Source organism: Falsiroseomonas stagni DSM 19981 (assembly GCF_900114315.1).
Taxonomy (GTDB): Bacteria; Pseudomonadota; Alphaproteobacteria; order Acetobacterales; family Acetobacteraceae; genus Falsiroseomonas; species Falsiroseomonas stagni.
The window spans coordinates 298,715-323,224 of the sequence record NZ_FOSQ01000002.1 but is presented as its reverse complement, the minus strand read 5'-3'; the positions used below and the strand labels follow the sequence as shown (position 1 = coordinate 323,224).

Sequence of the window (24,510 nt, the reverse complement as noted above, 5' to 3'; positions counted from 1 at the left end):
GGCCAGGATTTCTGACGGGAAAGGCCCGCGCCGCAAGGTGCGGGCCTTTTCGATTCCGGGTTCCCGATTGCCAGGGGGCGCGGCATCGTTGCGCGCAGGGCGGATACCGGGACGGCGAGTCGTGACAGAATACTGGGTGGAGCCATTGGGCCTGCTGCATGGCCGCGCCGCCGCCATCGCGGTGGCCGCCGACCTGGCGCTGCCGCTCGCGGGCGGGCCGGGTGCCTTCACCATGGTGCGGCTGCTGGGGGAAGGGGCGCCGGAAGGGGCCCTGGCGCTGGCCGATGTGCCGGATGGCTGGCAGGATCGCGTGCTGGCCCTGACCCGGGCGCCATCAGCCTTTGCGGGGCTCGAACTGCCGCATGAGGGCGGGCGGCCGCTGGTGATGGGCATCCTCAACATCACGCCGGACAGCTTCTCCGATGGCGGGCATTTCGCGGACCACGCGAATGCCGTCGATGCCGGGCACATGCTGCTGGAAGCCGGGGCGGACCTGCTGGATATCGGGGGCGAGAGCACGAGGCCCGGCGCCCAGCCCGTGGCGCCGGAGGAGGAATGCCGGCGCATCCTGCCGGTGATCCGCGAATTGGCGAAGGCCGCCACCATCAGCGTCGACACCCGCAACGCCGCGACGATGCTGGCGGCGCTGGAGGCGGGGGCAGAGATCGTCAATGACGTGACGGCGCTGCGCCACGACCCCGCCGCAGCGCGGGTGCTGTCCCGCAGCGAGGCCAGCGTGATCCTGATGCATATGCTGGGCGACGACCCGCGCACCATGCAGCAGGACCCGCGCTACGGGGATGTGGCGCTGGAGGTGGCGCAGTTCCTGGCGGATCGCGTGGCGGCGGTGGAGCGCATGGGCATCCCCCGCGGGCGGCTGGCGATCGATCCCGGCATCGGCTTCGGCAAGCGGCTGCCGCACAATTTGGCGCTGATGGAACGCCTGCCGCTGCTGGCGGGAATCGGCTGCCCGATCGTCTTCGGTGCCAGCCGGAAGCGCTTCATCGGGGAGTTGTCGGGCGTGGAGGCGCCGGTGGACCGCGTGGCGGGGTCGGTCGCGGCGGCGCTGCATGCCGCGTCGCATGGGGCGGCGATCATCCGCGTGCACGATGTCGCGGAAACCGTGCAGGCCCTCGCGGTCTGGAACGCCGTTTCGGCTGGCGGCGTGGAGGATGAGGACGCCTAGGCAGCGCGCCGCAACTCCTGCTTGACGCGAGGCTGGGCGGCGCGGGAGCCTACCTTTCAGCAAGGTCGTGCATACGATCGGATGGAGGGGAGGCGACGATGATGACTCGATTCACCCGGCGTGGGCTGCTGGGCAGTGCGCTGGCGTTGCCGGCGCTGGGCGCAGTGGCGCAGGGCAGGGGGCCGGTGATCGGCGTCTCCTGGTCCAACTTCCAGGAGGAACGCTGGAAGACGGATGAAGCCGCGATCCAGGCGGCGATCCGCGCGGCGGGGGGCAGCTACCTCTCGGCCGATGCGCAGTCCAACCCGGGCAAGCAACTGACCGACATCGAAAGCCTGCTGGCGCGTGGCGCCAAGGCGCTGATCGTGCTGGCGCAGGATGCGGCCGCCGTCAGGCCCGGCGTGCAGAAGGCGATCAATGAAGGCGTGCCCGTGGTGGGCTATGACCGCCTGATCGAGATGCCGGAGGTGTTCTACCTGACCTTCGACAATGTCGAGGTCGGCCGCATGATGGCGCGGAGCGTCCTGGCCGCGAAGCCGGAGGGCAACTACGCCTTCATCAAGGGCAGTTCCTCCGACCCCAACGCCGATTTCCTGTTCCGCGGATCGATGGAGATCCTGAAGCCGCATATCGATGCCGGCCGCATCCGCAACGTGGGCGAGGCCTATACGGATGGCTGGCTGCCCGCCAATGCGCAGCGGAACATGGAGCAGATGCTGACCCGCAACAACAACCGTATCGATGCGGTGGTGGCGGCGAATGACGGCACGGCGGGCGGCGCCATCGCGGCGCTGGCGGCGCAGGGCCTGGCGGGCAGCGTGCCGGTTTCCGGGCAGGATGCGGATCGCGCGGCGCTGAACCGGATCGCGGCGGGCACGCAGACCGTCACGATCTGGAAGGATGCGCGGGAACTCGGCAGGAACGCCGCCGAGATCGCGCTGCGGCTGGCGGGCGGGGCGCGGCTGGCGGAGGTGCCGGGCGCCACGACGTGGAATGAGGGCCCGCAGCGCGCGCGGATGACGGCGCGCTTCCTGGCGCCCGTGCCGGTGACGCGGGACAACCTCGGCCTGGTGATCGAGGCCGGCTGGGCGCCGCGGGCGGCGGTGTGCCAGGGCATTCCGGCGGGCCGGGTCCAGGCGTGCAATTGAGGGCGGCGAGACCCCCTCACTCCACCCTCTCCCCATCCTCCTTCCCTTTGGGGGGGGAGAGGGCTATCCGCGGGATGCGAGGTCACGGCTGAATGAGGCATCTCGAGGTCGATCCCCGGCTGGTCGGGATGCTCGGTGCGCTGGCGGTGATCTGGGTGGGGTTCGACCTGCTGTCGGGCGGTGCCTTCCTGACGCCGCGGAACCTCTGGAACCTCTCGGTGCAGACGGCTTCCGTGGCCGTCATGGCCTGCGGGATGGTGCTGGTCATCGTCACGCGGAACATCGACCTCAGCGTTGGCGCGGTGCTGGGCTTCGTCGGCATGGTGGTCGGCGTGGTGCAGGCGCGCTGGCTGCCGGAGATGCTGGGGCTGGAACATCCGGCGACGGCCTTCATCGCCGTGGCCGTCGGCATCGCGCTGGGCGGCGCGATCGGGCTGATGCAGGGCAGCCTGATCGCCTATCTCGGCATCCCCTCCTTCATCGTCACGCTGGGCGGGCTGCTGGTCTGGCGGGGCGCGGCCTGGTGGGTGACGCAGGGGCAGACGGTGGCGCCGATGGATGGGCGTTTCCGGATGCTGGGCGGGGGTATCGAGGGTGCGATCGGCGCCACGGCCTCCTGGGTGCTGGCGGCACTGGCCTGCGCGGCGATCGTCGCTGTCATGGTGATGCTGCGGCGCCGGCGCCTCGCCTTCGGGTTTCCGGTGCGGCCGGCCTGGGCGGAAGGGGTGCTGATGGGCCTCGGCTGCCTGGTGGTGATCGGCGCGGTGGCGGTGGCCAACCTCTATCCGATCCCGGTCGGCGTGGCGCGACGGATGGCGGAGGCGCAGGGCATCCCCTGGCCGCCCGGCGGGCTGTTCATCCCGCATGGGCTGGCGATCCCGGTGATCGTCGCGCTGCTGGTCGGCGTGGCCATGACGGTACTGGCGACGCGGACGCGCTTCGGCCGCTACGTCTTCGCCATCGGCGGCAACCCGGAAGCGGCGGAGCTGTCGGGCGTGAACACGCGCCGCAGCCTGATGATGGTGTTCGGGCTGATGGGCGCGCTGGCGGGGCTTTCCGCCTGCATCGCCACGGCGCGGCTGAATGCCGCGACCAATGCGGCGGGGACGCTGGACGAACTCTATGTCATCGCGGCTGCAGTCATCGGCGGCACGTCCTTGGCCGGCGGGATGGGGACCGTGGCGGGGGCGATGCTGGGGGCGCTGGTCATGCAGTCGCTCCAGTCCGGGATGGTGCTGCTCGGCGTCGATACGCCGCTGCAGAACATCGTGGTGGGGCTGGTGCTGGTCTTCGCCGTCTGGCTCGACGGGGCCTGGAGGAAGCGCATCCGATGACCGCTCCCCTCGTCGAGATGCGTGGCATCTCCATCGCCTTCGGCGGCATCAAGGCGGTGGACGATGTCTCCGTCGACCTGATGCCGGGGGAGGTGGTGGCGCTGCTGGGCCACAATGGCGCGGGCAAGTCCACGCTCATCAAGGTGCTGTCGGGCGCCTATCGCGCCGATGCCGGGGAGATCCTGGTGGAGGGGCAGCGCGCCGAGATCGCCACGCCGCGCGACGCCAAGCGCTACGGGATCGAGACGATCTACCAGACGCTCGCCCTGGCGGATAACGTGGATGCGGCGGCCAACATATTCCTCGGGCGCGAATTGGTGACGCGCTGGGGAATGCTGGATGATGCGGCGATGGAATCCGCCACGCGCCAGGTGATGGCGCGGCTCAACCCGCATTTCCGGCGCTTCAAGGAACCGGTGCGCGCATTGTCCGGCGGGCAGCGGCAATCCGTCGCCATCGCGCGGGCCATCCATTTCAACGCCCGCATCCTCATCATGGATGAACCCACCGCGGCGCTGGGGCCGGCGGAGACGGCGCAGGTGGGGGAGTTGGTGAAGCAGCTGAAGGCGCAGGGGATCGGCATCTTCCTGATCAGCCACGACATCCATGATGTCTTCGACCTGGCGGACCGGGTCAGCGTCATGAAGAACGGGCGGCTGGTCGGCACGGCGCGCACCCGCGACGTGACGAAGGATGAGGTGCTGGGGATGATCATCCTCGGCAAATGCCCGGAAGCGGCGGTGCGGGGGCCGGGGGCGATGGCGGAGTAGGTCCGCATTTCAAAGCGCCGGGCGGGGCGCTAGAAGCGCCGCATGAGCACGCCCCCTCGCAAGCTATTCGGCACCGATGGCATCCGCGGCAAGGCCAACCAGCCGCCGATGGATGCGGGCACCGCGCTGCGGCTAGGCCAGGCGACGGGGCGGTTCTTCAACCGCGGCAGCCACCGGCACCGCGTGGTGATCGGCAAGGATACGCGCCTGTCCGGCTACATGCTGGAACCCGCGCTGACCGCGGGCTTCGTCGGCGCGGGGATGGATGTGATGCTGGTCGGGCCGATCCCGACGCCGGCCATCGCCATGCTGACGCGGAGCCTCCGCTGTGACCTCGGCGTCATGATCTCCGCCAGCCATAACCTGTTCGAGGATAACGGCATCAAGCTGTTCGGGCCGGATGGCCTCAAGCTGTCGGATGTGCAGGAGGCGGAGATCGAGGCGCTGATGGACGCGCCGAATTTTCTCGAATCGCTGGCGGCACCGACGAAGCTCGGCCGGGCGAACCGGCTGGAGGATGCGCCGGGACGCTACATCGAGACCGCGAAGGCGAGCTTCCCGAAGGGGCGCAGCCTGGACGGGCTGCGGATCGCGATCGATTGCGCGCATGGCGCGGCCTACAAGGTGGCGCCGACGGTCCTGTGGGAATTGGGGGCGGAGGTGGTCTCCACCGGCGTCGCGCCCGACGGCTTCAACATCAACCGGGATTGCGGGGCGACGGCCCCGGCCAAGCTGGCGGAGCTGGTGCGGGAACGCCGCGCGGACCTCGGCATCGCGCTGGATGGGGATGCGGACCGGCTGGTGCTGGTCGATGAACAGGGAAGGGTGATCGACGGGGACCAGATCCTGGCCACCATCGCGGGGTCCTGGCACCGGCAGGGGCGGCTGGTCGGCGGCGGTGTCGTCGCGACCGTCATGTCCAATCTCGGCCTGGAACGACACCTGGAGGGGCTGGGCCTCGCCCTGCATCGCACCCAGGTCGGCGACCGCTATGTGGGCGAACGCATGCGGGAGGCCGGCTGCAATCTCGGCGGCGAGCAGTCCGGGCATGTGATCCTGTCCGATTTCGGCACCACGGGGGATGGGCTGGTGGCGGCCTTGCAGGTGCTGGCGCTGCTGGTGGAGGAGAAGCGCCCTGCCAGCGAGGTCTGCCGGCGGTTCGAGCCGCTGCCGCAGCGCCTGGTGAACATCCGCTTCACCGGCGCATCCCCGCTGGGCGATGCGGAGGTGACGGCCGGGATCGCGGCCGCCGGTGCGCGGCTCGGCAAGCGCGGGCGGGTGCTGGTGCGGGCATCGGGGACGGAGCCGCTGATCCGCGTCATGGCGGAGGCGGAGGATGAGGGCGAGATGCGCGGCACCGTGGACGAGTTGGCCGCGCTGATCCGGGCCAGGGCAGCGGCGGGGGCGATCAGGAAGGTGGGGGCCGCGGAATGAGCGGCGCGAAGGGGCGGGTCCTGGTCTGCGCAGGGTCGGATTCCGGCGGCGGCGCGGGCATCCAGGCGGATATCAAGGCGATCACGGCGCTGGGCGGTTTTGCCGCCACGGCGGTGACGGCGCTGACGGCGCAGAACACGTTGGGTGTGCAGGGCGTGGTCGGCGTCAGCGCCGATTTCATCCGCCTCCAGATCCGGATGGTGCTGGAGGATATCGGGGCCGACGCCATCAAGACCGGGATGCTGGCGGATAGCGCGACGATCGAGGCGGTCTGCGACGCGCTGGCGGAATTCGGCCCGGGCATTCCGCTGGTGGCGGATCCCGTGATGGTGGCGAAGGGCGGGCATCCGCTGCTGGCGGCGGAGGCGGTGGCCACGCTGACGGCGCGGCTGCTGCCCATGGCGGCCGTCATCACGCCGAACCTGCCGGAGGCCGAGGCGCTGACGGGCCTGTCCATTGCGACGGTCGATGACATGCGGCGCGCGGCGGATGCGCTGCTGGGCCGCGGCGTGCGGGCGGTGCTGCTGAAGGGTGGCCACCTGGAAGGCCCGGTGCTGACCGACCTTCTGGCGACGGCGGACGGCATCGAAAGCTTCGAAAGCCCCCGCATCGACAGCCGCCACACCCACGGTACGGGCTGCACTTTGGCCTCCGCGCTGGCCTGTGGCCTGGCGCAGGGGATGGGGCTGCGGGCGGCGGTGGTGCGGGCGCGGGCCTATGTGCGGGCGGCGATGCTGGCGGCGCCGGGCTTCGGCCAGGGGCATGGGCCGCTCGGCCATGGTGTGACGATGGACCCGGCGCGGCTGGAGCAGCTGGCTTGAGACAATTCGAGTTCGTGACGGTCGATGTCTTCACCGACCGGCGCTTCGGCGGCAACCAGCTCGCCGTCTTCCCCGATGCGCGGGGCATGTCGGATGCGGAGATGCAGGCGCTGGCGGCGGAGATGAACCTCTCCGAGACCACCTTCGTGCTGCCGCCGGCGGATGCCGCGAATACCGCGCGCGTGCGCATCTTCCATCGCACGGCGGAGATGCCCTTCGCGGGGCACCCCAATGTCGGCACCGGCTATGTGCTGGCGCATCGCGCCGTGGACGGGCTGTTGCGGTTCGAGGAGATCGCGGGGCTCGTTGAGGTGCGGCTCGACCGCGACGCGGCCGGCGCCGTGACCGGCGCGACCATCGCGGCGCCGCAGGCGCTGAAGGTCGGGCCGGCGATGAGCGTCGGGATCGCAGCGGCCTGCGCGGGGATCGATCCCGCCGGTGTCGTCACCACGCGCCACCCGCCCACCATCGCCGGCGATGGCGGCAATCCGCGGCTGCTGGTGGAGGTGACGGAAGCCGCGATGGCCGCCGCATCGCCGGATATCGCGGCGTTCCGCCGTGCGGTGGCGGAGACGCCGGCGCTGGGCGGCAAGCTGTCGCTGTATCTCTACCGGCCGGAGGGGAGCGGGCTGCGGGCCCGCATGTTCTCGCCCCTTGCCGGGACCTGGGAGGATGCGGCGACGGGCAGCGCGGCGACGCCGCTGGCAGGTTTTCTCCTGCACCTGTCGGGCGCGCAGCAAGGCGCCTGGGAGATCACCCAGGGGGTGGAGATGGGGCGGCCGAGCCTGCTGCGCACCACGGCGCGACGGACCCCGGACGGGATCCGGGCCACGGTTGGTGGCGGCTGCGTGCCGATGTTCAGGGGTAGCGTGACACTGTGAAGATCGATCCCGTGGCGACGATGGCACCGACGCTGGCCTTCCTGCCGCTGCCGCTGCTGGCCATGCCGATGGGGCTCGGCGGGGTCGGGCTGGCCTGGCGGCAGGCCGCGATGACGCTCGACATCACGGGCGCGGTGGGGGAGGCGCTGCTGGCGCTGACCGTGCTGGTCTGGGCGGTGATTGTGGGCGCGCAGGGGTGGCGCTGGTGGCGGCATCCCGATGCCTTCGCGCAGGAAGCGGCGAACCCGGTGCGGCTGGCCTTCCTGGCGGCACCCACCATCGGGCTGATGATCACCGCCGCCGCGGCCTGGCCCTACGCGCCGCGGCTGGGCGCGGCGTTGTGGGCGCTGGCGGTGCCGCTGCACCTGCTGGTGGCCATGCTGCTGCTGCGCCGCGTGCTGCTCGGGCGGGCGGATGCGGCGATGCTGGCGCCGCCGCTGCTGATCCCCTTCGTCGGCAACATCCTGGCCCCGGCGCTCGGCGCGCGGATGGGGTTCATCGACGCGTCCTGGATGATGTTCGGCGTGGGCCTGCTGCTGTGGCTGGTCATGATGCCGCTGCTGCTGCATCGCTTCTTTGCGGGGCCGAAGCTGCCGGCGGCCCTGCTGCCCTCCGTCGCGATCTTCCTGGCGCCGCCGGCCGTGGGCGCGCTGGCGCTGGTGGCGCTGACGGGGGAGGCGGGCGGGGCAAGCCTGGCGCTGACGGGGCTCGCGGTGCTGATCGCGGCGGTGCTGGTTTCCATGGCGCGGCATTTCGCGGCGCTGCCCTTCAGCATCGTCTGGTGGAGCTTCACCTTTCCCGCCGCCGCCTTCGCAATCCTGGTGATGGTGGAGGGTTTTCATCCGTTGCTGTGCTGGGTGGCGCTGGGCATCGCCACGGGCATCACGGGCTATGTGGCGTGGCGCACGGCCATGGCGGCGAAGGCGGGGGTGTTCTTCCGCGCCGAGAGCCACTGATCACCCGCCGCTGATCGCCGTCATCACCAGCATCTCGCTGCCCGGGGGCAGGTGCGTGGCCAGGCCGGCCTTCTCGCCGCTGACGAAAATGTTGAGGTGGCGGCGGATGGCCGGGGTGCTGTCGCGGATGCGGTCGGCCATGCCGGGGTGTCGCGCGTCCAGCGCCTCGATCGCCGCCGCCACCGTCGCGGCGTCCAGGTCGAAATGCCGCGGCGCGCCGGGGAAGAGGCGCGCCAGCGCCGCGGGGATGGTGACGGCGACCGTCACGGCAGCACCATCGTCTCCACGGAGGTGATGGTGGGCAGGTGGCGGGCGATGCAGCGCCAGGTCTCGCCCTCATCCGCGCTGGCATAGACCTCCCCGCTGCCGGTGCCGAAATACACCCCGGCGGGGTCGAGCCGATCCACCGCCATGGCCTGGCGCAACACGCCGAAGAAGGCGTTGCCCTGGGGCAGGCCGGTGCGGAGCGCCTGCCAGTTCTCCCCGCGGTCGCGGCTTCGCCACACGGCGGCGGAGGCGTCGGGCATGAAGCGCCCGGCGGTGTCGCCGTTCAGCGGCAGCAGGAAGACCGTATCGGGATCCCGCGGATGCGCGGCGGCGGGGAAGCCGAAGGTGGAGGGCAGGCCGGCCTCGATGCTGGTCCAGTGCAGGCCCGCATCCGTCGAGCGGTACATGCCGCAATGGTTCTGCTGGTAGAGCAGGTCGGGGTTGCCGGCGGCCATGACCAGGCTGTGCACGCATTGCCCGACCTCCGGGTAGCGCTGGTCCTCCGGCGCGTAGTCCTGGCGGGTGCCGCGGTTGCGGGGCTCCCAGCTCTGCCCGCCATCGGCGGTGTGGAAGACGCCGGCGGCGGAGATCGCCACGTGGAGGCTGGCGGGGTCCTGCGGGTGCGGGACGATGTGGTGCAGGATCAGCCCGCCGCCGCCGGGCTGCCAATGCGGGCGGGACGGGTGCTCCCGCAGCGCGGGCAGGGGCGTGAAGGACTGGCCGCCATCGTCGCTGCGGAACAGGCTCGCGGGCTCCACGCCCACATGCAGCGCGCCATGCGCCAATGCCAGGCTCCATACGGCCTTCACCGGCGCCTCGCCCTCGGGATGGGCCAGGCCCTGGCTGGAATGGGTCCAACTCGCGCCGAGATCCTCGGATTGCCAGACGGCGGGGCCGAACCACTCATTGCCGCCGCCCGCGAAGATGCGGCCGGTGGCGGCATCGCCGATCACGTGGTTGATCGGCCAGGCCTCGCAGAAGGGGCCGCGCAGCGACCAGGCCTCCCGCCCGGCATCACCCTCCAGGATGAAGGCGCCCTTGCGCGTGCCGAGGAGCAGGAAGAGGCGTGCAGCCATGGCGGCGCCCTCACGATTAACCATATGGTTAATCGTGAGGGCGCCGGCCAGGGCCGGGTCAAGCCCGGGCGGGCGGCCTCACAGGGTCGTGGTGCGCGGGTCGCTGGCCGTGAAATCCGTGCCGGTCGGGGTGGGCTTGAAGGTGAGCATGATGTCGCGCCGCTGGCCGCAGCCCGACAGGGTCCATGCCTCCGCCCATCCCGCCGCGCGGTTGGCGGTGGGCTGGCGGGTCACCCGCGTGCCGGCGACGGCGACGCGGTCGCATCCGGGAAAGCGCGTGCGCGCCATGGGCCTGACGGCCTGGCTGAGGACATCCCGCGCCAGCCACGGATCCACCTGGCTGCCGCCGATGATGTAGGTGTCCGTCGCGGCGGTGCCGTTATCCGCCACGGAGGTGATGGTCACGACGCGGTCGAAGCCGGGGCAGCCCTGCACGGCGATCGCCTGGATCCAGGAATGCCGCACCGGGCGGTCGTTCAGCATGTAGGGCGCAACGGGGGGACGCCAGGGCAGGGCGGCTTCGGCCTGGCCCGGCTGCGCGTTGGTGCAGCCATAGCCGATGGCGCTGCGGCGGGCCGCCGCTTCCAGGCGGCGGCGATGCTCGGGAGAGGCCGCGAGGCTGGCGACCGTGTCGCCCGCAGGCGCGGCCGCCGCCCGCGGGGCCTCCGCGCCCGTCACGGGCTGGGACGTGCCCGGCGTTGTGCAGGCCGCGAGGAGGAGGAGGCAGGCGAGGATGCGGCCACGCGGCATCAATGTTGGTCCGGGCATGATGCCGCAGGGCTATCACACGGATCGGCAGGCGATCGATGCGACTCCGCGGCATCCGCCGCGGGCCGCTATCCCTCCCGCCAGGGGCGCCGTTGCCAGAGCCCGCGGATGGCCGCGAAATCCTCCGCCATCATGCGCTTGTAGTCCTCCCCGATCAGGGGGCGCAGCGGCATGCCGGTGCGTTCGGCGTCGGCGATCATGGCGGGGTCGGACAGCGCCTCCCGGAAGGCGGTGCGCAGGCGTTCCACGATCTCGGCCGGCATGCCGGGCGGGCCGGCGATGCCGCGGGCGGAGCCGCCCAGCACGTCGAAGCCCTGCTCGCGGAAGGTCGGAACCTCCCCGGTCGGGGCCCAGCGCGTGGGGCCACCCTGGCCGAGGCAGCGCATGCGGCCCTCCCGCAGCATCTGCAGGCCCTCGCTCATGTTCAGGCTGCCGATGGGGAGTGATCCGCCGAGGACGTCGCGCATGACGGGGGCGGTGCCGTTGTAGGGGACATGCAGCAGGCGGCAGCCCGCCGCTTCCTCGAACCCCAGCTGCAGCAGGTGGTCGTCGCTGCCGATGCCGGCGGTGCCGACGCCGATGCCCTCCGGGTTGCGGCGGGCGGCGGCCTGGACATCGGCCAGGGTCCGCCAGGGGCTGTCGGCGCGCACCCAGAAGCCGCCGGGGTCGTCCACCACATTGGCGATATAGGTGAAATCCTCCGGCCGGTAACGGGGGCGGCGTTCCACGGCGATGGCGTGCATCGCGGTATTGGTGACGGCACCCAGCGTGTAGCCATCGGGCGCGGCGTTGAAATTGGCCTCGAAGCCCAGCTGCCCGGCGGCGCCGGCGCGGTTCACCACGGCGAAGCGGGCGCCGGGCAGGCGGGGCTGCACGAAGTGGATGATGGGGCGGACCATGTTGTCCACGCCGCCGCCGGGGGGGAAGGGGACGATGACCTCGATCGCCCGGTCGGCGGGCCAGGCGGCAAGGGCGATGCGGGGCGCGGCGAGCAGCGCGGCAGTGCCGGTGGCGGCGCCCAGCAGGGCGCGGCGGGTGGTCATGGTGGTTCCTCCCTGGGTCTTGGGGCCAGCATGGCGGGCTGGCGGGGGGTGCGGCAAGGGCGCGAACCGGGCTGGCCAGCACCAGCCAAAGGCATCGCCGATGGCGGCGAGAGGAACCGCGTCTTGGCCGGGCGGGGATGCGCTGCGGCATACCGGGCGCGTTCATCGAGGTGACGCCATGCCCCGCCCCGCCTTCCGGATCGCCTGCCTGGCCCTGCTGGCCGCCGCCGCGCCCGCGCAGGCGCAGACTCCCTTGCCCTGCCGGGTCGGGCCTTTCGCGAAGGCGGGGCACCTGGTGGCGGAGGCCGTCGACGCGCGGGTGGATGCCCGCGCCGGCCAGGTGGAATACCGGCTGCGCGTGCGGAACCCCTATCCCTGGCCGGCGGCGGTGCTGGCCGCCATCGCCCTGCCGGGGGTGGAGGAGCCGGCGGCAGAGCCCGTGGTGATCCCGCCGCGCGAGGCCCGGCTGGTGCCCGCCGGCGCGGCGGTCGCCACGCAGGCCCAGGCGGCGCTTGCCGCCGTGCCGGCCCTGCGCGCCGCGATCAGCGTTCCCTTCTGCGTGGTGCCGGTGCCGGCGGCGGAGGCGGAGGCGGAGGCGGCGCCGTTGCTGTCAGGCCATCCCGCGGTCGCGGCGGGTGGCGTCCAGGTCATCCGCGATGAAGGCGCGCACCAGATCCTCCAGCGATTCTGATCGGACGAAGCCCAGACCGGGGGCGCGGGTGGCCGCGAAGGCGGCGGGCCAGCCGGCGACGATCGCCTCCACTTCGGCATCCGGCACGCGCTTCGCCAGCGCGCGCGCCTCGGGCCCGGCGACGGCGGCCAGGGCGTCCAGCATCTCGCCGATGGTGGCGGAGATGCCGGGCGGGTTGATGCCGCGGTCGCGGCCGAGCGGCGCCGTGTCCATCCCCGCGGCGTGGGCCAGCCAATCCACCGCTCGGCGGGGGGAGCAGACCCAGACCCGGAAATCCTCCGGCACCGGGAACTGGGCGGGCAGGCCGAGGAGCGGTTCGCGCACCACGGCGGAGACGAAGGAACTGGCCGCGCGATTGGGGCGGCCGGGGCGGACCATGACCGTCGGCAGGCGGATCGAGACCACATCGAGGAAGCCGCGGCGCGTGGCATCCGCCAGCAGCAGCTCCCCGATCGCCTTCTGGGCGCCGTAGCTGTTGGTGGGAAGCTGGCGGCCCTCATCCGGCACCATCGCATCCTGGCCGCCATCGAAGGAGGCGACGGAGGAGGTGAAGACCACGCGGGGCGGCGCGGGCAGGGCGCGGCAGGCGTCGATCAGGGCCTGGGTGCCGGTGATGTTGACGCGGATGCCGAGGTCGTAATCGGCCTCCGCCGCCGCGCTGACCACGGCCGCCAGGTGGATGACGATGGCGGTGCCGGGGGGGATGGCGGCTTTCAGCGTGGCGGTGTCGGCCACGTCGCCCGCCAGGCAGCGGACGGGGAAGGGGGCGTCCAGCGGCGCGGGCTGGTTCAGGTCGAACAGCGTCAGGCCGGTAATGGGCTTGCCGCCGATGGCGCCATCGGCGGCAAAGCGCGCCGCCAGCTTCCGGCCGAGGAACCCCCCGCCGCCCAGGATCGTGACCTGCATTGTCGCCCCCGCATTGATTGCCGGGCGCACGTTGCCGCCCCCGCGCCGCCGCGCCAAGGTGGGGGCACCATGATCCCAGAACGCACCTACCGCCTCCTCCTCAACCGCCGCCATGGCACGCCGGGTGTCGTCGTGTTGCCGGACGGCGGTTTCCGGCGGGCGCGCGCGGAAATCGCGTCCTGGGACGGCTATGCGGCGACACCGCTGCTGGCGCTGGAGGATGTGGCGAAGGCGGCGCGGGTGGCGTCGGTGCAGTGGAAGGATGAGGGGCCGCGATTCGGGCTCGGCAGCTTCAAGGCGCTGGGCGGGGCCTATGCGGTGCTGCGGCTGCTGGTGACGGAACTGGCGCGGCGGGGCGTGACCAATGCCGCGACCTCCGCCGAGCTGGCGGCCGGTGCGCATCGGGAGGCGACGCAGGGCATCACCGTGACCTGCGCCACGGATGGCAACCATGGCCGGTCCGTGGCCTGGGGCGCGCAGCGCTTCGGCTGCCGCTGCGTGATCTTCGTGCATGAGACCGTCAGCCAGGGCCGGCGCGACGCCATCGCCAGGTATGGCGCGGATATCCGGGTGGTGCCCGGCACCTATGACGACGCGGTGCGCGCGGCCGCCCATACCGCGGAGCGGGAGGCCTGGTTCGTCGTCTCCGACACCTCCTACGAAGGCTATACGGAGGTGCCGCGGGACGTGATGCAGGGCTATCGCGTCATGGCCGATGAAGCCGCGGACCAGTGGACGGGCGATGCGCCCACCCATGTCTTCATCCAGGGCGGCGTCGGCGGGCTGGCGGCGGCGGTAACGATCCAGGTCCGCGCCCGCTACGGCGCGGGCCCGAGGGTGATCGTGGCGGAGCCGGAGAAGGCCGCCTGCCTGTTGGCGAGCGCGGAGGCGGGGGAGGCGGTCTCCGTGCCCGGTGACCTGGACACGCTGATGGCCGGGCTCGCCTGCGGGGAGCCGAGCCTGCTGGCCTGGCAGGAGCTGGAGCGCGGCGCCTTCGCCTTCATGGCCGTGCCGGATGAAAGCGCGGTCGATTGCATGAGGCTGCTGGCCCGCCGGTCGCCCGGGGTGGTCGCCGGGGAAAGCGCCGTGGCGGGGCTGGCGGCGCTGCTGCTGGCGGCGGCCGATCCGATGTCCCGCGCCATCCTGGGCCTGGACGCGCAGAGCCGGGTGCTGCTGTTCGGGACGGAGGGTGCGACGGACCCTGAACTCTACGAGAGCCTGACCCGACTGGATGATTGACCCGGAAGGTCCGGGACGGCAGAGGCACGGAACCCGCGCGGTGCTGACGCGCTGGCGGGGCCAGTCCTGGAGAATCGTCCCATGCTTCGACGCCACCTGCTGGGCGCCGGCGCTGCCGCGCTGACCGCCCCCCTCGCTTCCACCCTGGCCTTCCCCTTGGCCTCCCCGGCCCTGGCGCAGGGCGCCTGGCCGAACCAGCCTGTCCGCCTGGTGGTGCCCTTCGCGGCCGGCGGGCCGACCGACATCCCCGCGCGCCTCTTCGCGGAGGAGATCAGCAAGGCGCTGCCGCAGCGCGTGATCGTCGAGAACCGCACCGGCGCGGGCGTGGTGGTCGGCACCGACGTGGTCGCCAAGGCGCCGAAGGACGGGCAGACGCTGCTCTACACCACCGTCGCCCATGCCTCCCTGCGGGCGCTTTTCCCGCGCCTGCCCTTCGACCCGCAGGCGGATCTGGTGCCGGTGGCGCTGGTCGGCGTGATCCCCATGATCGTCACCGTGGGCAAGGATTTCCCGGCGCGGACGCTGCAGGAATTGCAGCAGCGCGGCCGGGCGGAGCGCGGCGGGATCGACTACGCTTCCTCCGGCAATGGCGGCGCGCTGCACCTGGCGACGGAATTGCTGCTGCGGCAGATGGGCGTGCGGGGGAACCACATCCCCTATCGCGGCACCGCCGCCGCGATGCCCGATGTGCTGAACGGCACCATCCCGCTGATCGTCGATGTCGCGACCTCCGCCGTGCCCTATGTCCAGCGGGGCGAGACGCGCGGCCTGGCGGTGATGGACAGCCGGCGCCTGCCCCAGCTGCCCGACGTGCCGACCACGGCGGAGGCCGGGTTCCCGGGGCTCGAGGCCTATACCTGGCACATGGTCATGGCGCCCTCCGGCACGCCGGAGCCGGTGATCGCGGCGGTCAACCAGGCCTTCAACCGCGTGGCGGCCGATGCCGGGGTGCAGCGGCGCCTGTCGGACCTGGCGATGCGGCTGGTCAGCGACAGCACGCCCGCTTCCGCCGCCGACTGGCTGCGGCGGGAGACGGTGAAGTGGGAAGGCCTGATCCGGGAGGCGAATATCCGCGTGGATTGACCCGCGCCGCGCCGCCGATGTCCCGCGCGACGGGACATCGGCGGTTGCCGCGCGCGCCAAGTCTCCCCATCATTGGTCCAGTCCAGGACTGAAACGGCCACCACAAGGCCCAAGGGAGACTTCGTCGATGACCATCGCGACCATTCGCCGCCGCCATCTGCTTGCCCTTTCCGCGCTGGCCGCCCCGGCGATCGGCGCCGGCAGCGCGCGGGCGCAGGGCGCAGCCTGGCCGAACCAGCCGATCCGCATGGTGGTGCCCTTCGCCGCCGGCGGGCCGACCGACGTGCCCGCCCGCCTGCTGGCGGAGGAGATGTCGAAGCAGTTGCCGCAGCGCGTGGTGGTGGAAAACCGCACGGGGTCCGGCGTGGTGGTCGGGACCGACGCGGTCGCCAAGGGTCCGCAGGACGGGCACACTATCCTCTACACCACGGTCGCCCATGCGGTGACGCGGGCCATGTTCCCGCGCCTGCCCTTCGACCCGATCGCGGATTTCACGCCAGTGTCGCTGGTGGGCCAGGTGCCGGTCATCCTGCTGGTGCACAACAGCTTCCCCGCCACCAACCTGCGTGAGTTCATCGAGGTGATCCGCGCCAATCCCGGGAAGTATGACTACGCTTCCTCCGGCAACGGCGGCGCGGTGCATCTGGCGACGGAACTGTTCATGCACGCGGCCGGCGGGCTGCGGGTGAACCATGTGCCCTTCCGCGGGTCCTCCGCCGCCATGCCGGATGTGCTGTCCGGCCGCATCCCGATGATCTTCGACATCGCGGCCTCCGCGCTGCCCTATGCCCGGTCCGGCGAGTTGCGGGCGCTGGGCATCAGCACGCGGCAGCGTTCGCCGCTGGCGCCCAACATCCCGACGATCATCGAGCAGGGGGTCGCGGGGTATGAGGCCTATACCTGGCACATGGTGATGGTGCGCAGCGGCACCCCGGCGCCGGTGGTGGATGCCATCAGCCGCGCGGTGGCGCAGGCCGTCGCGGTGCCTGCGGTGCAGACACGGCTGACGGAACTGGCCATGCAGCTTGTGCCGGAAAGCACCCCCGCTTCCGCCGCGGCCTATCTGCGCAGCGAGATCGCGGTGTGGGAGCCGCTGGTGCGCGCGGCGAACATCACGGCGAACTGAGGGCCCCGGCCCCGGGGGCGGTGCCCAGCATCGCCCCCAGTTCTTCCGCGAGCAGGTCGAAGACCACGCGGATGCGCCGGCTGGTGTGCAATTCGCGGTGCGTCGCCAGCCAGACGGGAAAGACGATCGGCGCGGCATCGGGCAGCACGCGCCGCACCGCCGGTTCGGCATCGCCCACCGCTTCTGTGATGAAGCCGATCCCGGCGCCCTGCCTGACCAGCGCCCAATGGACCAGGTAGCTGTCCACCACGACCGGGATTTGGCGGCGCGACAGGTTGATGCCGAAGCCGCGCAGGCCGTCGATGAAATCATCCGGGTCGCCGAAGCCGACGAAATCGGCGGCGGCGAGGTCCGCCAGGCTGGCCGGCCGGCCCAGGCGCTCGATCACGGCGGGGGTGGCGTAGGGGCGACCCCGATCCTCCCCTACCTTCCGCACGATAAGGTCGCCGTCGCGGGACGCGAAGTTGCGGATGGCGATGTCCGCTTCCCGCCGCAGCAGATCCGCGGTGCGGTTGGTGGCCAGCATCTCCACCGTGATGCCGGGATGCGCCGCGCGCAGCCGCGTGACCAATGGCGGCAGCATATGCGCGGCGCAGGCCTCGGTCGCGGTGATGCGGATGGCGCCCTCGATCGCCTGGGACCGCCCGGTGGCGACCAGCGCGAGCCGCGCGGCGGCGTCCGCCATCGGGCGGACATGGTCCAGCAGGTCCCGCCCCGTCGGCGTCAGCACCAGGCCCCGGCCCGCACGTTCGAACAGCACGACGCCGAGTTCGCCCTCCAGCGCCGTCACCTGGCGGCCGAGCGTGGGCTGGGTGAGGCCGAGCTGGCGGGCGGCGGCGGAGAGCGATCCGGCCTCCGCCGTGGCGAGGAAGGCGCGGAGGTGGTTCCAGTCCAGGCGGGCGGCGTGCCAATCCATGCACTCTTGTATGGCAACCAGGCAGGTCCCGCCAATTCCTGCTGACTGCGCGCATGGATAGACCGGGCTTCCCTGACAATGGAGGCGCCGATGCGTGCCGTGACCTGCCGCCGATACGGCCCGCCCGAAATCCTGCGGATCGAGGATCTGCCGCGCCCGGTCCCCGGCGCGCGCGACCTGCTGGTGCGCGTCGTGGCGACCACCGTGACCTCCGGCGATGCGCGCATCCGGGGCTTTCGCTGCCCGGCCCTGTTCTGGCTGCCGCTGCGGCTGGCGATCGGCCTGTGGCGGCCGCGGCGGCCGGTGACCGGGATGGAATTCGCCGGGATGGTGGAGGCGGTGGGCGATGCGGTCACGCGGTTCCGGCCGGGGGACCGGGTCTTCGGCCTGGCGTCGGTGGGCGCCCATGCCGAATGGCTGACGGTGGCGGAGGAGTCCGCCGTGGCGCCGGCGCCCGCCGGGCTGTCCGACATCGAGGCCGCCGCGCTGCCCTTTGGCGGGCTATCGGCGCTGATCTTCCTGCGGGACATCGCCCGGATCGTGCCGGGCGAGCGGATGCTGGTGATCGGCGCGGCGGGGGCCGTTGGCGCCTGCGCGGTCCAGCTTGGCCGTCACCTCGGCGCCGAGGTCGCGGCCGTCTGCAGCGCGGCCAATATCGATCTGGTGCGGTCGCTTGGCGCCACGGTCGTGCAGGATCGCGCCGTGTGGGATCCGGGCCGGGAGGAGGGGCGCTACGACGTGATCCTCGACACGGCCGGTGCGGGCGATCCCGCGCGATTCCGGCGGCTTCTGGCGCCGCGCGGGCGGCACGTGCTGCTGTCCTTCGGCGCGGCAGGCATCGCCTGGATGCTGCTGACGGCGCTGTGGCCGGGAAGGCGGGTGGTGTGCGGCTTCGCCGGTGGTGGGGCGGCCGATCTCCGCTTCCTGCGGGATCTGGCGGAGGCCGGGAGGCTGCTTCCGGTCATCGACCGCGTGCTGCCGCTGGAGGCGGTGGTGCAGGCGCATCGCCATGTCGATGCGGGGCGCAAGCGTGGGGCGCTGGTGCTGACGCTCGATCCGGTTCCGGGTTAAATCTAGCCGCCCAGCCTCGGCAGGGCATCCGCCACGGCGGCCGCGGCGGGGCCGATGGCGACCTGGCGGAGCCCGCCCGTCGGTGCCGCCTGCCATTGGCAGAGAACGGGGGCGGCGCGGAGGTTCTGGCCGCGCTCATCGAAGCGCACGCCCCAACCCGTGGGGGTCGTGCCCTCCGCCAGGTCGGTCGCCTGCACGGCGGCCCGGATGCGGTCGCGCTCCGTCGATCCGGCGCGGTGCAGGGCATCGAGCGCCACGCGGGCGCCGGCATAGGCGGCCAGGCCGTGGGCGGAGCGCGGCTCCGCGCCGTAGCGACGGAGGTAGAGGTCGGGGAAGGCGCGGGCGCCGGGGGCGACACGCTCATTCACCTCGAAGGGCGTCCAGTCCGCGCTCATCGTGCCGAGCATGTCGTCGCCGATGCTCCGCGCGCTTTCTGTCAGGCCGTAGCCGCCCGCCGTGCCGATCACCATGCTGGGGCGCCAGCCGGCATCGCGGAGCGCGCGGAACAGCGACACCTCATCCCCCGGCGCCCCGCAATGCAGCACGACCTGGGCGGCCTGCCCCCGCAGGCGGTTCACCACGGCGGTCAGGTCCGCGGGGCGGGGCGCATAGGCCACGCGCTCCACCAGCGTCAGCGACCGCACGCGGATCAGCGCTTCCTGCGCCGCGCCGACGCTCTGCCCGCCGGCCGCTTCCTCATGCAGGATCGCGAGCCGGAGGGCATCGGGCGCGACGCCGAGGGAGGGGGCGACGATGCCGGCGACGGCGTCGATCGAGGTCGCGGCGAAATCGGCGGCGCGGGGCGACAGGCGGAAGATCCAGCGGAAGCCGCGTTCCGTCACCGCATCGGCAAGGGCCCCCAGTTCGAAATAGGGAATGCCGGCGAGTTCGGCGACCTGGCTGGCGGGCAGGGCAATGGGAGTCGCAAAGCTGCCGAGGAAGGCCGCCACCCGTTCCGCGCCCTGGGACAGGCGCCGCGCCTCCTGCGTCGCGGCGGCTTCGTCGGGCGCATCGGCGCGCACCAGCCGGACCGGGCGGCCCGCGATGCCGCCGGCGGCGTTGCGCTCCTCCACCGCCAGTTCGACGCCGCGGAAGCATTCGTCGCCCAGCAGGCCGGAAGGGCCGGAGAGGGGGAAGATGGCGCCGAGGCGAAGATCCGGCGCCGGTGCCTGCGCATGGCCGGGGCTGGCCGCCCATGCCGCACCGGCCAGCCCGACAAAGGCCCGGCGGCCGATACCCTGCATGCTGTTCATGCCCCCAAGTCCACCGCTGGTAGGTTCCCATGGGGCGGCGTGCGGGCGCAAGCCCAGGACCGCGCCAGGAGGCTCAAATCGTCCCAATTCACGGGACGATGCGCGCGCGTGTGCAATGTCCGCGGGCCTTGACGCTGCGCCGTGCCGCATGGTCCCTCATTCTGCCGAACCTGGGGGACGATGCCCCAGGATCACGAAGGAGACGTGCATGCCCGACCTGCCCGCGGAGATGCTGCTGATCGACCATGGCGCTGGCGGCGGGCCGGAGGTGCTGGTGCCTGCGCGCGGGCCCGTGCCGGTGCCGCGCGCGGATGAAGTGCTGATCCGCACCCAGGCGGTCGGCGTGAACCGCCCCGATGTGGCGCAGCGCAGCGGCAGCTACCCGCCGCCGCCGGGCGCCAGCCCCGTGATCGGGCTGGAATGCGCCGGGGAGGTCGTGGCCGTGGGTGCCGCCGTCACGCGCTGGAAGCTCGGCGACCGTGTCTGCGCCCTGACCAATGGCGGGGCCTATGCCGAATATGCCGCGGCGCCGGAGGCGCAGACGCTGCCCTGGCCGCGGGGCTACGACGCGCTCCGCGCAGCCGCGCTGCCCGAGACCTATTTCACTGTCTGGGCCAATCTGTTCGGCCATGGCCGCCTGCAGGCGGGTGAGAGCGTGCTGATCCATGGCGGCACCAGCGGCATCGGCGTGACGGCGATCCAACTTGCGAAAGCCTTCGGCGCGACGGTCTTCGCCACGGCCGGCAGCGCGGCGAAGGTCGCGGCGTGCCGGGAACTCGGCGCGGACCATGCCATCGACTACCGGGCGGAGGATTTCTTCGAGGCGGTGAAGCAGGCCACCAGCGGCAAGGGCGTGGATGTCGTGCTCGACATGGTCGGTGCGCCCTATTTCGCGAAGAACATCCGCTGCCTGAAGCTGGATGGGAGGCTGGTGATGATCGCCTTCCTCAACGGGCATGTCGCGGAGAATGCCGATCTGCGCCCCATCATGGTGAAGCGCCTGACGGTGACGGGCAGCACGATGCGACCGCGCACGACGGCGGAGAAGGGGCTGATCGCGCAGGCGCTGGAGGCGAAGGTCTGGCCGCTGCTGGAAGCCGGCCAGGCCGGGCCGCGCATCCATGCGACCTTCCCGCTGGCGCGTGCCGCGGAGGCGCATGCGCTGATGGAAAGCAGCACGCATGTCGGCAAGATCATGCTGACGGTCGGCTGATGCATTGGGCGCTGCTGGTGGTGGGCGTGGCGATGCTGGCGTTCAGCGCCATGCTGCGGGGCCGCGCGGCGCGGGGCGGCGCCCAGGGGCTGGCGGTGCTGCTGGTGGCAACCGGCGTGATCCTGGCCTTCCGCCGCCCGGGCAGCGCCATCCACCTGCCGGGCTGGGGCCCGCGGCAATGGACCCAGCCGTGACCATCCGAAGGGAAGCGACGCCATGAACCTGCACCGCCTGCTGCGGAAGCGCGCGGAAGCCGGGCGGCCCGTGCGGGTTGCCGTGATCGGCGCGGGCAAGTTCGGCTCCATGTTCCTCCACCAGGCGCCGCGCACGCCGGGGCTGCATGTGCTGGGCATCGGCGACCTGTCCGTGCCGCGCGCCCTGGCGGCGCTGGCCAGGATCGGCTGGGCCGAGGAAGCCTCCGCCGCGCCGGATGCCGCCACCGCGGCGAAGACGGGCTGCACCTGGCTGACCGAGGACAGCCTGGCGCTGATCGCGAGCCCGGAGGTCGAGGTGGTGGTGGAAGCCACCGGCGATCCCGCCGCCGGGCTGCGCCACGCCCGCCATGCCATCCGGCACGGCAAGCATGTGGTGATGGTCAATGTGGAGGCCGATGTCCTGGCCGGACCCGTCCTGGCACGGGAAGCGGCCGCGGCGGGCGTGGTCTATTCCATGGCCTATGGCGACCAGCCCGCGCTGGTGGCGGAGATGGTGGACACCATCCGCGCCGGCGGCTTCACCATCGTCGCCGCCGGCAAGGGCACGAAATACCTGCCACACTACCACGCCTCCACGCCGGAGACGGTCTGGGATTTCTACGGGCTGAGCGCGGAACAGGCGCAGGCGGGCGGGATGAACCCGCGCATGTTCAACAGCTTCCTCGATGGCACCAAGTCGGGGATCGAGATGGCGGCGATCGCCAATGCCACTGGCCTGGCGCCGCCGGAGGACGGCCTCGCCTTCCCGCCCTGCGGCACCGGTGAATTGCCGACGCTGCTGCGGCCGCACAATGAGGGCGGGATCCTGCCGCGCAAGGGCATGGTGGAGGTCATCTCCTCCCTGACGCGGGACGGGCGGGAGATTCCCGACAACCTCCGCTGGGGCGTCTATGTGGTGTTCGAGGGGGAGACCGAGTACGCGCGGCGCTGCTTCGCCGAATACGGCGTCGCCACCGATCCCTCCGGCCGCTACGCCGCGCTGTGGCGGCCCTACCATTTCATCGGGCTGGAACTCGGCGTCTCCGTCGCCTCCGCGGCGCTGCGACGCGAACCGACGGGATGTTCGGAGAGCTGGTCGGCGGATTGCGTCGCGGTGGCGAAGCGGGCGCTGCGGCGGGGCGAGGTGCTGGACGGCGAAGGCGGCGCCACGGTCTGGGGCAAGTGCATCCCCGCCGCGCGGTCGCGGCAATCGGGGGCGGTGCCGATCGGGCTGGCGCATGGCGTGGCGCTGGCGCGGGACCTGCCGGCGGGTTCGCTGGTGACGGAGGCTGACCTGATGCCGCGCGCCGCGGGCGGGGCGGCGGCGGAGGCGATCGCGATGCGCGCTGCCCTGGCAGGCGCTTGAGCCCGCCGGCAATGCGTCACGCCGTTCGCCGCGCGTCGGGCTATCCGCGATACGTGGCGCGCGGCTAGGCTGTATCCAATGCCCATGGCCTCCGCCTTCCGGCTGCTTTTCGCGGCCGTCATCCTGTTCGGTGGCGCCTGGCCCATCACCAAGGCCGCGCTGGCGGATGCGTCGCCGCTGTGGTTCGGCACCGGACGGTCCGCGCTGGCCGCGCTGGGGGCGGCGATCCTGCTGGCCTTCCTCGGGCGGTTGCGGCTGCCGCAGGCGGAGGACCGGATCGCGGTGCTGTTCCTCGGCATCTTCCAGCTCGGCGCCTTCTTCGCGCTGACCCACCTGGCGGTGGCGCTGGTGCCGGCGGGGCGGACGGCGGTGCTTTCCAATGTCGTCACCTACTGGCTGATCCCGCTCTCGGTGCTGGTGCTGGGGGAGAAGGTGTCGGCGCAGCGCTGGGCGGCGGCGGGGCTGGGCCTGGCGGGGGCCTGCGTGCTGATCGGGCCCTGGGCGGTGGACTGGTCGTCGCATGATGCGCTGGTCGGGCACCTGATGCTGGTGCTGGCGGGCCTGCTCTGGACCATCGCCATCATCGCCAGCCGGAAATGGCCGCCGAAGACGCCGATGTTCGAATTGCTGCCCTGGTGCTTCGGCATCGGCGCGCTGCTGCTGGCGCCGCTGGCCCAGTTCATGGAGCCGGATGGGGGCGTCGGCCTCTCCTCCTGGCCCTTCCTGCTCTACATCGGCTTCTTCGCGGCGCCGATCGGCACCTGGTGCGTGATCGAGGCCGGGCGGAAGCTGCCGGGCGCGGTGGCCTCCGTCGGCTTCCTCATGGTGCCGGCCTTCGGGGTGACGGTCTCCGCCCTCTGGCTCGGGGAGCCGATCGGCTGGGACGTGATCGTGGGGGGGATTCTGATCGTCGCCTCCGTCGTGCTGGCGGCACTGGGATGAGGCTGAACGTCGTCGCCATGGGCGAAGGCCCGCCGGTGGTCCTGCTGCACGGGCTGCTGGGCGCCGCGCAGAATTTCGGCGCGATCCAGAAGGCGATCGCGGCCAGGGGGCACCGCGTGCTGGCGCTCGATCTGCGCAACCATGGCCAGTCCCCGCATGCCGATGGCATGGGTTACGCCACCATGGCCGAGGATGTGGCGGAGACGCTGGTGGCGGAAGGTGCCTGGCCCGCGGCGGTGATCGGCCATTCCATGGGCGGCAAGGTGGCGATGGCGCTGGCGCTGGCGAAGCCGGCGGGGGTGGAGCGGCTGCTGGTGGCGGACATCGCGCCCGTCACCTACCCCACGCCCGTCTTCACCCGCTACGTCGCCGCCATGCAGGCGATCCCGCTGCGGGACGGGCTGACGCGCCGCGATGCCGATGCCGCGCTGGCGGAAGCGGTGCCGGAGGCGCCGCTGCGCGCCTTCCTCCTGCAGAACCTGATCTTCACCGAATCGCCGCCGCGCTGGCGGATCGGCCTGGCGGCGATCGCCGCGGGGATGGGGGAGATCGGCGGCTGGCCGGCCATGCCCGGGCGCTATGGCGGGCCGGTGCTGGTGCTGTCCGGCGATGCCTCCGCCTATGTGAAGCCGGAGCATCATGCAGCGATCCGCGCGCTGTTCCCAGCGGCGCGCTTCGCCAGCATGGCGGCGGGGCACTGGCTGCACGCGGAAAATCCGCGCGCCTTCCTGGCGGCGGTGGAGGAATTTCTTTCCGTGGCGTGACGGTGACGTGTGTCGTTTCTGAGCTATGGTCTCAGGACTGACATTTCGTGACAAAGGCCGAC

25 protein-coding genes are annotated in these 24,510 nt (G+C 72.2%); 18 read left to right on the top strand and 7 right to left on the bottom strand.

The window, feature by feature from the left end:
* Window positions 1–121: 121 nt before the first annotated feature.
* From folP to BM041_RS08320, 8 genes are all read left to right on the top strand, one after another.
* The gene (gene folP / locus BM041_RS08355; protein WP_092958301.1) at window positions 122–1,186 is read left to right on the top strand and encodes a dihydropteroate synthase; all 1,065 of its coding nucleotides are present in this window, start codon (window positions 122–124) and stop codon (window positions 1,184–1,186) included.
* Between the two features lie 98 nt (window positions 1,187–1,284).
* Window positions 1,285–2,334 (top strand): D-xylose ABC transporter substrate-binding protein, encoded by a 1,050-nt coding sequence (xylF, locus tag BM041_RS08350; RefSeq protein ID WP_217648660.1) that lies wholly within the window; start codon window positions 1,285–1,287, stop codon window positions 2,332–2,334.
* A 92-nt stretch (window positions 2,335–2,426) separates the two neighbouring features.
* Window positions 2,427–3,668, top strand: a complete 1,242-nt coding sequence (locus BM041_RS08345) for a sugar ABC transporter permease (RefSeq protein ID WP_092958299.1) — start codon at window positions 2,427–2,429, stop codon at window positions 3,666–3,668.
* Window positions 3,665–4,438, top strand: a complete 774-nt coding sequence (locus BM041_RS08340) for an ATP-binding cassette domain-containing protein (protein ID WP_092958297.1) — start codon at window positions 3,665–3,667, stop codon at window positions 4,436–4,438. Before BM041_RS08345 ends, BM041_RS08340 begins: the two co-directional genes overlap by 4 nt.
* A 42-nt stretch (window positions 4,439–4,480) precedes the next feature.
* Window positions 4,481–5,872, top strand: a complete 1,392-nt coding sequence (gene glmM / locus BM041_RS08335; RefSeq protein ID WP_092958295.1) for a phosphoglucosamine mutase — start codon at window positions 4,481–4,483, stop codon at window positions 5,870–5,872.
* A complete protein-coding gene (thiD, locus tag BM041_RS08330; protein WP_092958293.1) occupies window positions 5,869–6,693 on the top strand; it encodes a bifunctional hydroxymethylpyrimidine kinase/phosphomethylpyrimidine kinase in 825 nt (274 codons plus the stop codon). Before glmM ends, thiD begins: the two co-directional genes overlap by 4 nt.
* Complete coding sequence (locus BM041_RS08325; RefSeq protein WP_092958291.1) at window positions 6,690–7,574, top strand: PhzF family phenazine biosynthesis protein; 885 nt, start codon at window positions 6,690–6,692, stop codon at window positions 7,572–7,574. The genes thiD and BM041_RS08325 overlap by 4 nt, the downstream gene beginning before the upstream one ends.
* A gap of 20 nt (window positions 7,575–7,594) precedes the next feature.
* Entirely contained in the window at window positions 7,595–8,530 is a 936-nt protein-coding gene (locus BM041_RS08320; protein ID WP_245762009.1) for an SLAC1 family transporter, read from the top strand.
* Here BM041_RS08320 and BM041_RS08315 read toward each other — a convergent pair whose 3' ends face one another.
* The 4 genes from BM041_RS08315 to BM041_RS08300 form a co-directional block, all read right to left on the bottom strand.
* The gene (locus BM041_RS08315) at window positions 8,531–8,797 is read right to left on the bottom strand and encodes a MoaD/ThiS family protein (RefSeq protein WP_092958287.1); all 267 of its coding nucleotides are present in this window, start codon (window positions 8,795–8,797) and stop codon (window positions 8,531–8,533) included.
* Window positions 8,794–9,873, bottom strand: coding sequence for a WD40/YVTN/BNR-like repeat-containing protein (locus BM041_RS08310; protein WP_092958285.1), 1,080 nt, complete (start codon window positions 9,871–9,873; stop codon window positions 8,794–8,796). Before BM041_RS08310 ends, BM041_RS08315 begins: the two co-directional genes overlap by 4 nt.
* 78 nt (window positions 9,874–9,951) lie before the next feature.
* A complete protein-coding gene (locus BM041_RS08305) occupies window positions 9,952–10,623 on the bottom strand; it encodes a hypothetical protein (protein ID WP_092958283.1) in 672 nt (223 codons plus the stop codon).
* A gap of 86 nt (window positions 10,624–10,709) precedes the next feature.
* Window positions 10,710–11,684, bottom strand: coding sequence for a tripartite tricarboxylate transporter substrate binding protein (locus BM041_RS08300; protein ID WP_092958281.1), 975 nt, complete (start codon window positions 11,682–11,684; stop codon window positions 10,710–10,712).
* Between the two features lie 178 nt (window positions 11,685–11,862).
* Between BM041_RS08300 and BM041_RS08295 the strand changes: the two genes are divergently transcribed.
* Window positions 11,863–12,375 (top strand): hypothetical protein, encoded by a 513-nt coding sequence (locus BM041_RS08295; protein ID WP_092958279.1) that lies wholly within the window; start codon window positions 11,863–11,865, stop codon window positions 12,373–12,375.
* Here the strand turns inward: BM041_RS08295 and denD are convergent.
* Window positions 12,295–13,281: a D-erythronate dehydrogenase gene (gene denD, locus BM041_RS08290; protein WP_092958277.1), complete on the bottom strand. Its 987-nt coding sequence runs from the start codon at window positions 13,279–13,281 to the stop codon at window positions 12,295–12,297. The genes BM041_RS08295 and denD overlap by 81 nt on opposite strands.
* A 69-nt stretch (window positions 13,282–13,350) precedes the next feature.
* Here denD and BM041_RS08285 point away from each other — a divergent pair, with 69 nt between their 5' ends.
* From BM041_RS08285 to BM041_RS08275, 3 genes are all read left to right on the top strand, one after another.
* Window positions 13,351–14,520 carry a diaminopropionate ammonia-lyase gene (locus tag BM041_RS08285; RefSeq protein ID WP_092958275.1) on the top strand — a complete coding sequence of 390 codons (1,170 nt, stop codon included), beginning with the start codon at window positions 13,351–13,353 and terminating at the stop codon, window positions 14,518–14,520.
* An 81-nt stretch (window positions 14,521–14,601) separates the two neighbouring features.
* A complete protein-coding gene (locus BM041_RS08280; RefSeq protein WP_092958273.1) occupies window positions 14,602–15,603 on the top strand; it encodes a Bug family tripartite tricarboxylate transporter substrate binding protein in 1,002 nt (333 codons plus the stop codon).
* A gap of 127 nt (window positions 15,604–15,730) precedes the next feature.
* A complete protein-coding gene (locus BM041_RS08275; protein WP_092958271.1) occupies window positions 15,731–16,729 on the top strand; it encodes a tripartite tricarboxylate transporter substrate binding protein in 999 nt (332 codons plus the stop codon).
* Here the strand turns inward: BM041_RS08275 and BM041_RS08270 are convergent.
* The gene (locus BM041_RS08270) at window positions 16,716–17,645 is read right to left on the bottom strand and encodes a LysR family transcriptional regulator (RefSeq protein ID WP_092958269.1); all 930 of its coding nucleotides are present in this window, start codon (window positions 17,643–17,645) and stop codon (window positions 16,716–16,718) included. The genes BM041_RS08275 and BM041_RS08270 overlap by 14 nt on opposite strands.
* Window positions 17,646–17,735: 90 nt before the next feature.
* Here BM041_RS08270 and BM041_RS08265 point away from each other — a divergent pair, with 90 nt between their 5' ends.
* Window positions 17,736–18,716, top strand: coding sequence for an NAD(P)-dependent alcohol dehydrogenase (locus BM041_RS08265; RefSeq protein ID WP_092958991.1), 981 nt, complete (start codon window positions 17,736–17,738; stop codon window positions 18,714–18,716).
* A gap of 2 nt (window positions 18,717–18,718) precedes the next feature.
* Here the strand turns inward: BM041_RS08265 and BM041_RS08260 are convergent, their stop codons facing one another.
* Window positions 18,719–19,969, bottom strand: a complete 1,251-nt coding sequence (locus BM041_RS08260; RefSeq protein WP_175533820.1) for an ABC transporter substrate-binding protein — start codon at window positions 19,967–19,969, stop codon at window positions 18,719–18,721.
* A 208-nt stretch (window positions 19,970–20,177) separates the two neighbouring features.
* On the opposite strand from BM041_RS08260, the gene BM041_RS08255 reads away from it, so the two are divergent.
* The 5 genes from BM041_RS08255 to BM041_RS08235 all read left to right on the top strand — a co-directional run bounded on the left by BM041_RS08255 (window position 20,178) and on the right by BM041_RS08235 (window position 24,448).
* Entirely contained in the window at window positions 20,178–21,182 is a 1,005-nt protein-coding gene (locus BM041_RS08255) for an NAD(P)H-quinone oxidoreductase (protein WP_092958265.1), read from the top strand.
* Entirely contained in the window at window positions 21,182–21,376 is a 195-nt protein-coding gene (locus tag BM041_RS08250) for a hypothetical protein (protein ID WP_092958263.1), read from the top strand. The genes BM041_RS08255 and BM041_RS08250 overlap by 1 nt, the downstream gene beginning before the upstream one ends.
* A 22-nt stretch (window positions 21,377–21,398) precedes the next feature.
* Entirely contained in the window at window positions 21,399–22,742 is a 1,344-nt protein-coding gene (locus BM041_RS08245; RefSeq protein ID WP_092958261.1) for an NAD(P)H-dependent oxidoreductase, read from the top strand.
* An 84-nt stretch (window positions 22,743–22,826) separates the two neighbouring features.
* Window positions 22,827–23,684 carry a DMT family transporter gene (locus BM041_RS08240; RefSeq protein ID WP_245761980.1) on the top strand — a complete coding sequence of 286 codons (858 nt, stop codon included), beginning with the start codon at window positions 22,827–22,829 and terminating at the stop codon, window positions 23,682–23,684.
* The gene (locus tag BM041_RS08235) at window positions 23,681–24,448 is read left to right on the top strand and encodes an alpha/beta fold hydrolase (RefSeq protein ID WP_092958257.1); all 768 of its coding nucleotides are present in this window, start codon (window positions 23,681–23,683) and stop codon (window positions 24,446–24,448) included. The genes BM041_RS08240 and BM041_RS08235 overlap by 4 nt, the downstream gene beginning before the upstream one ends.
* The last annotated feature ends 62 nt before the right edge of the window (window positions 24,449–24,510 follow it).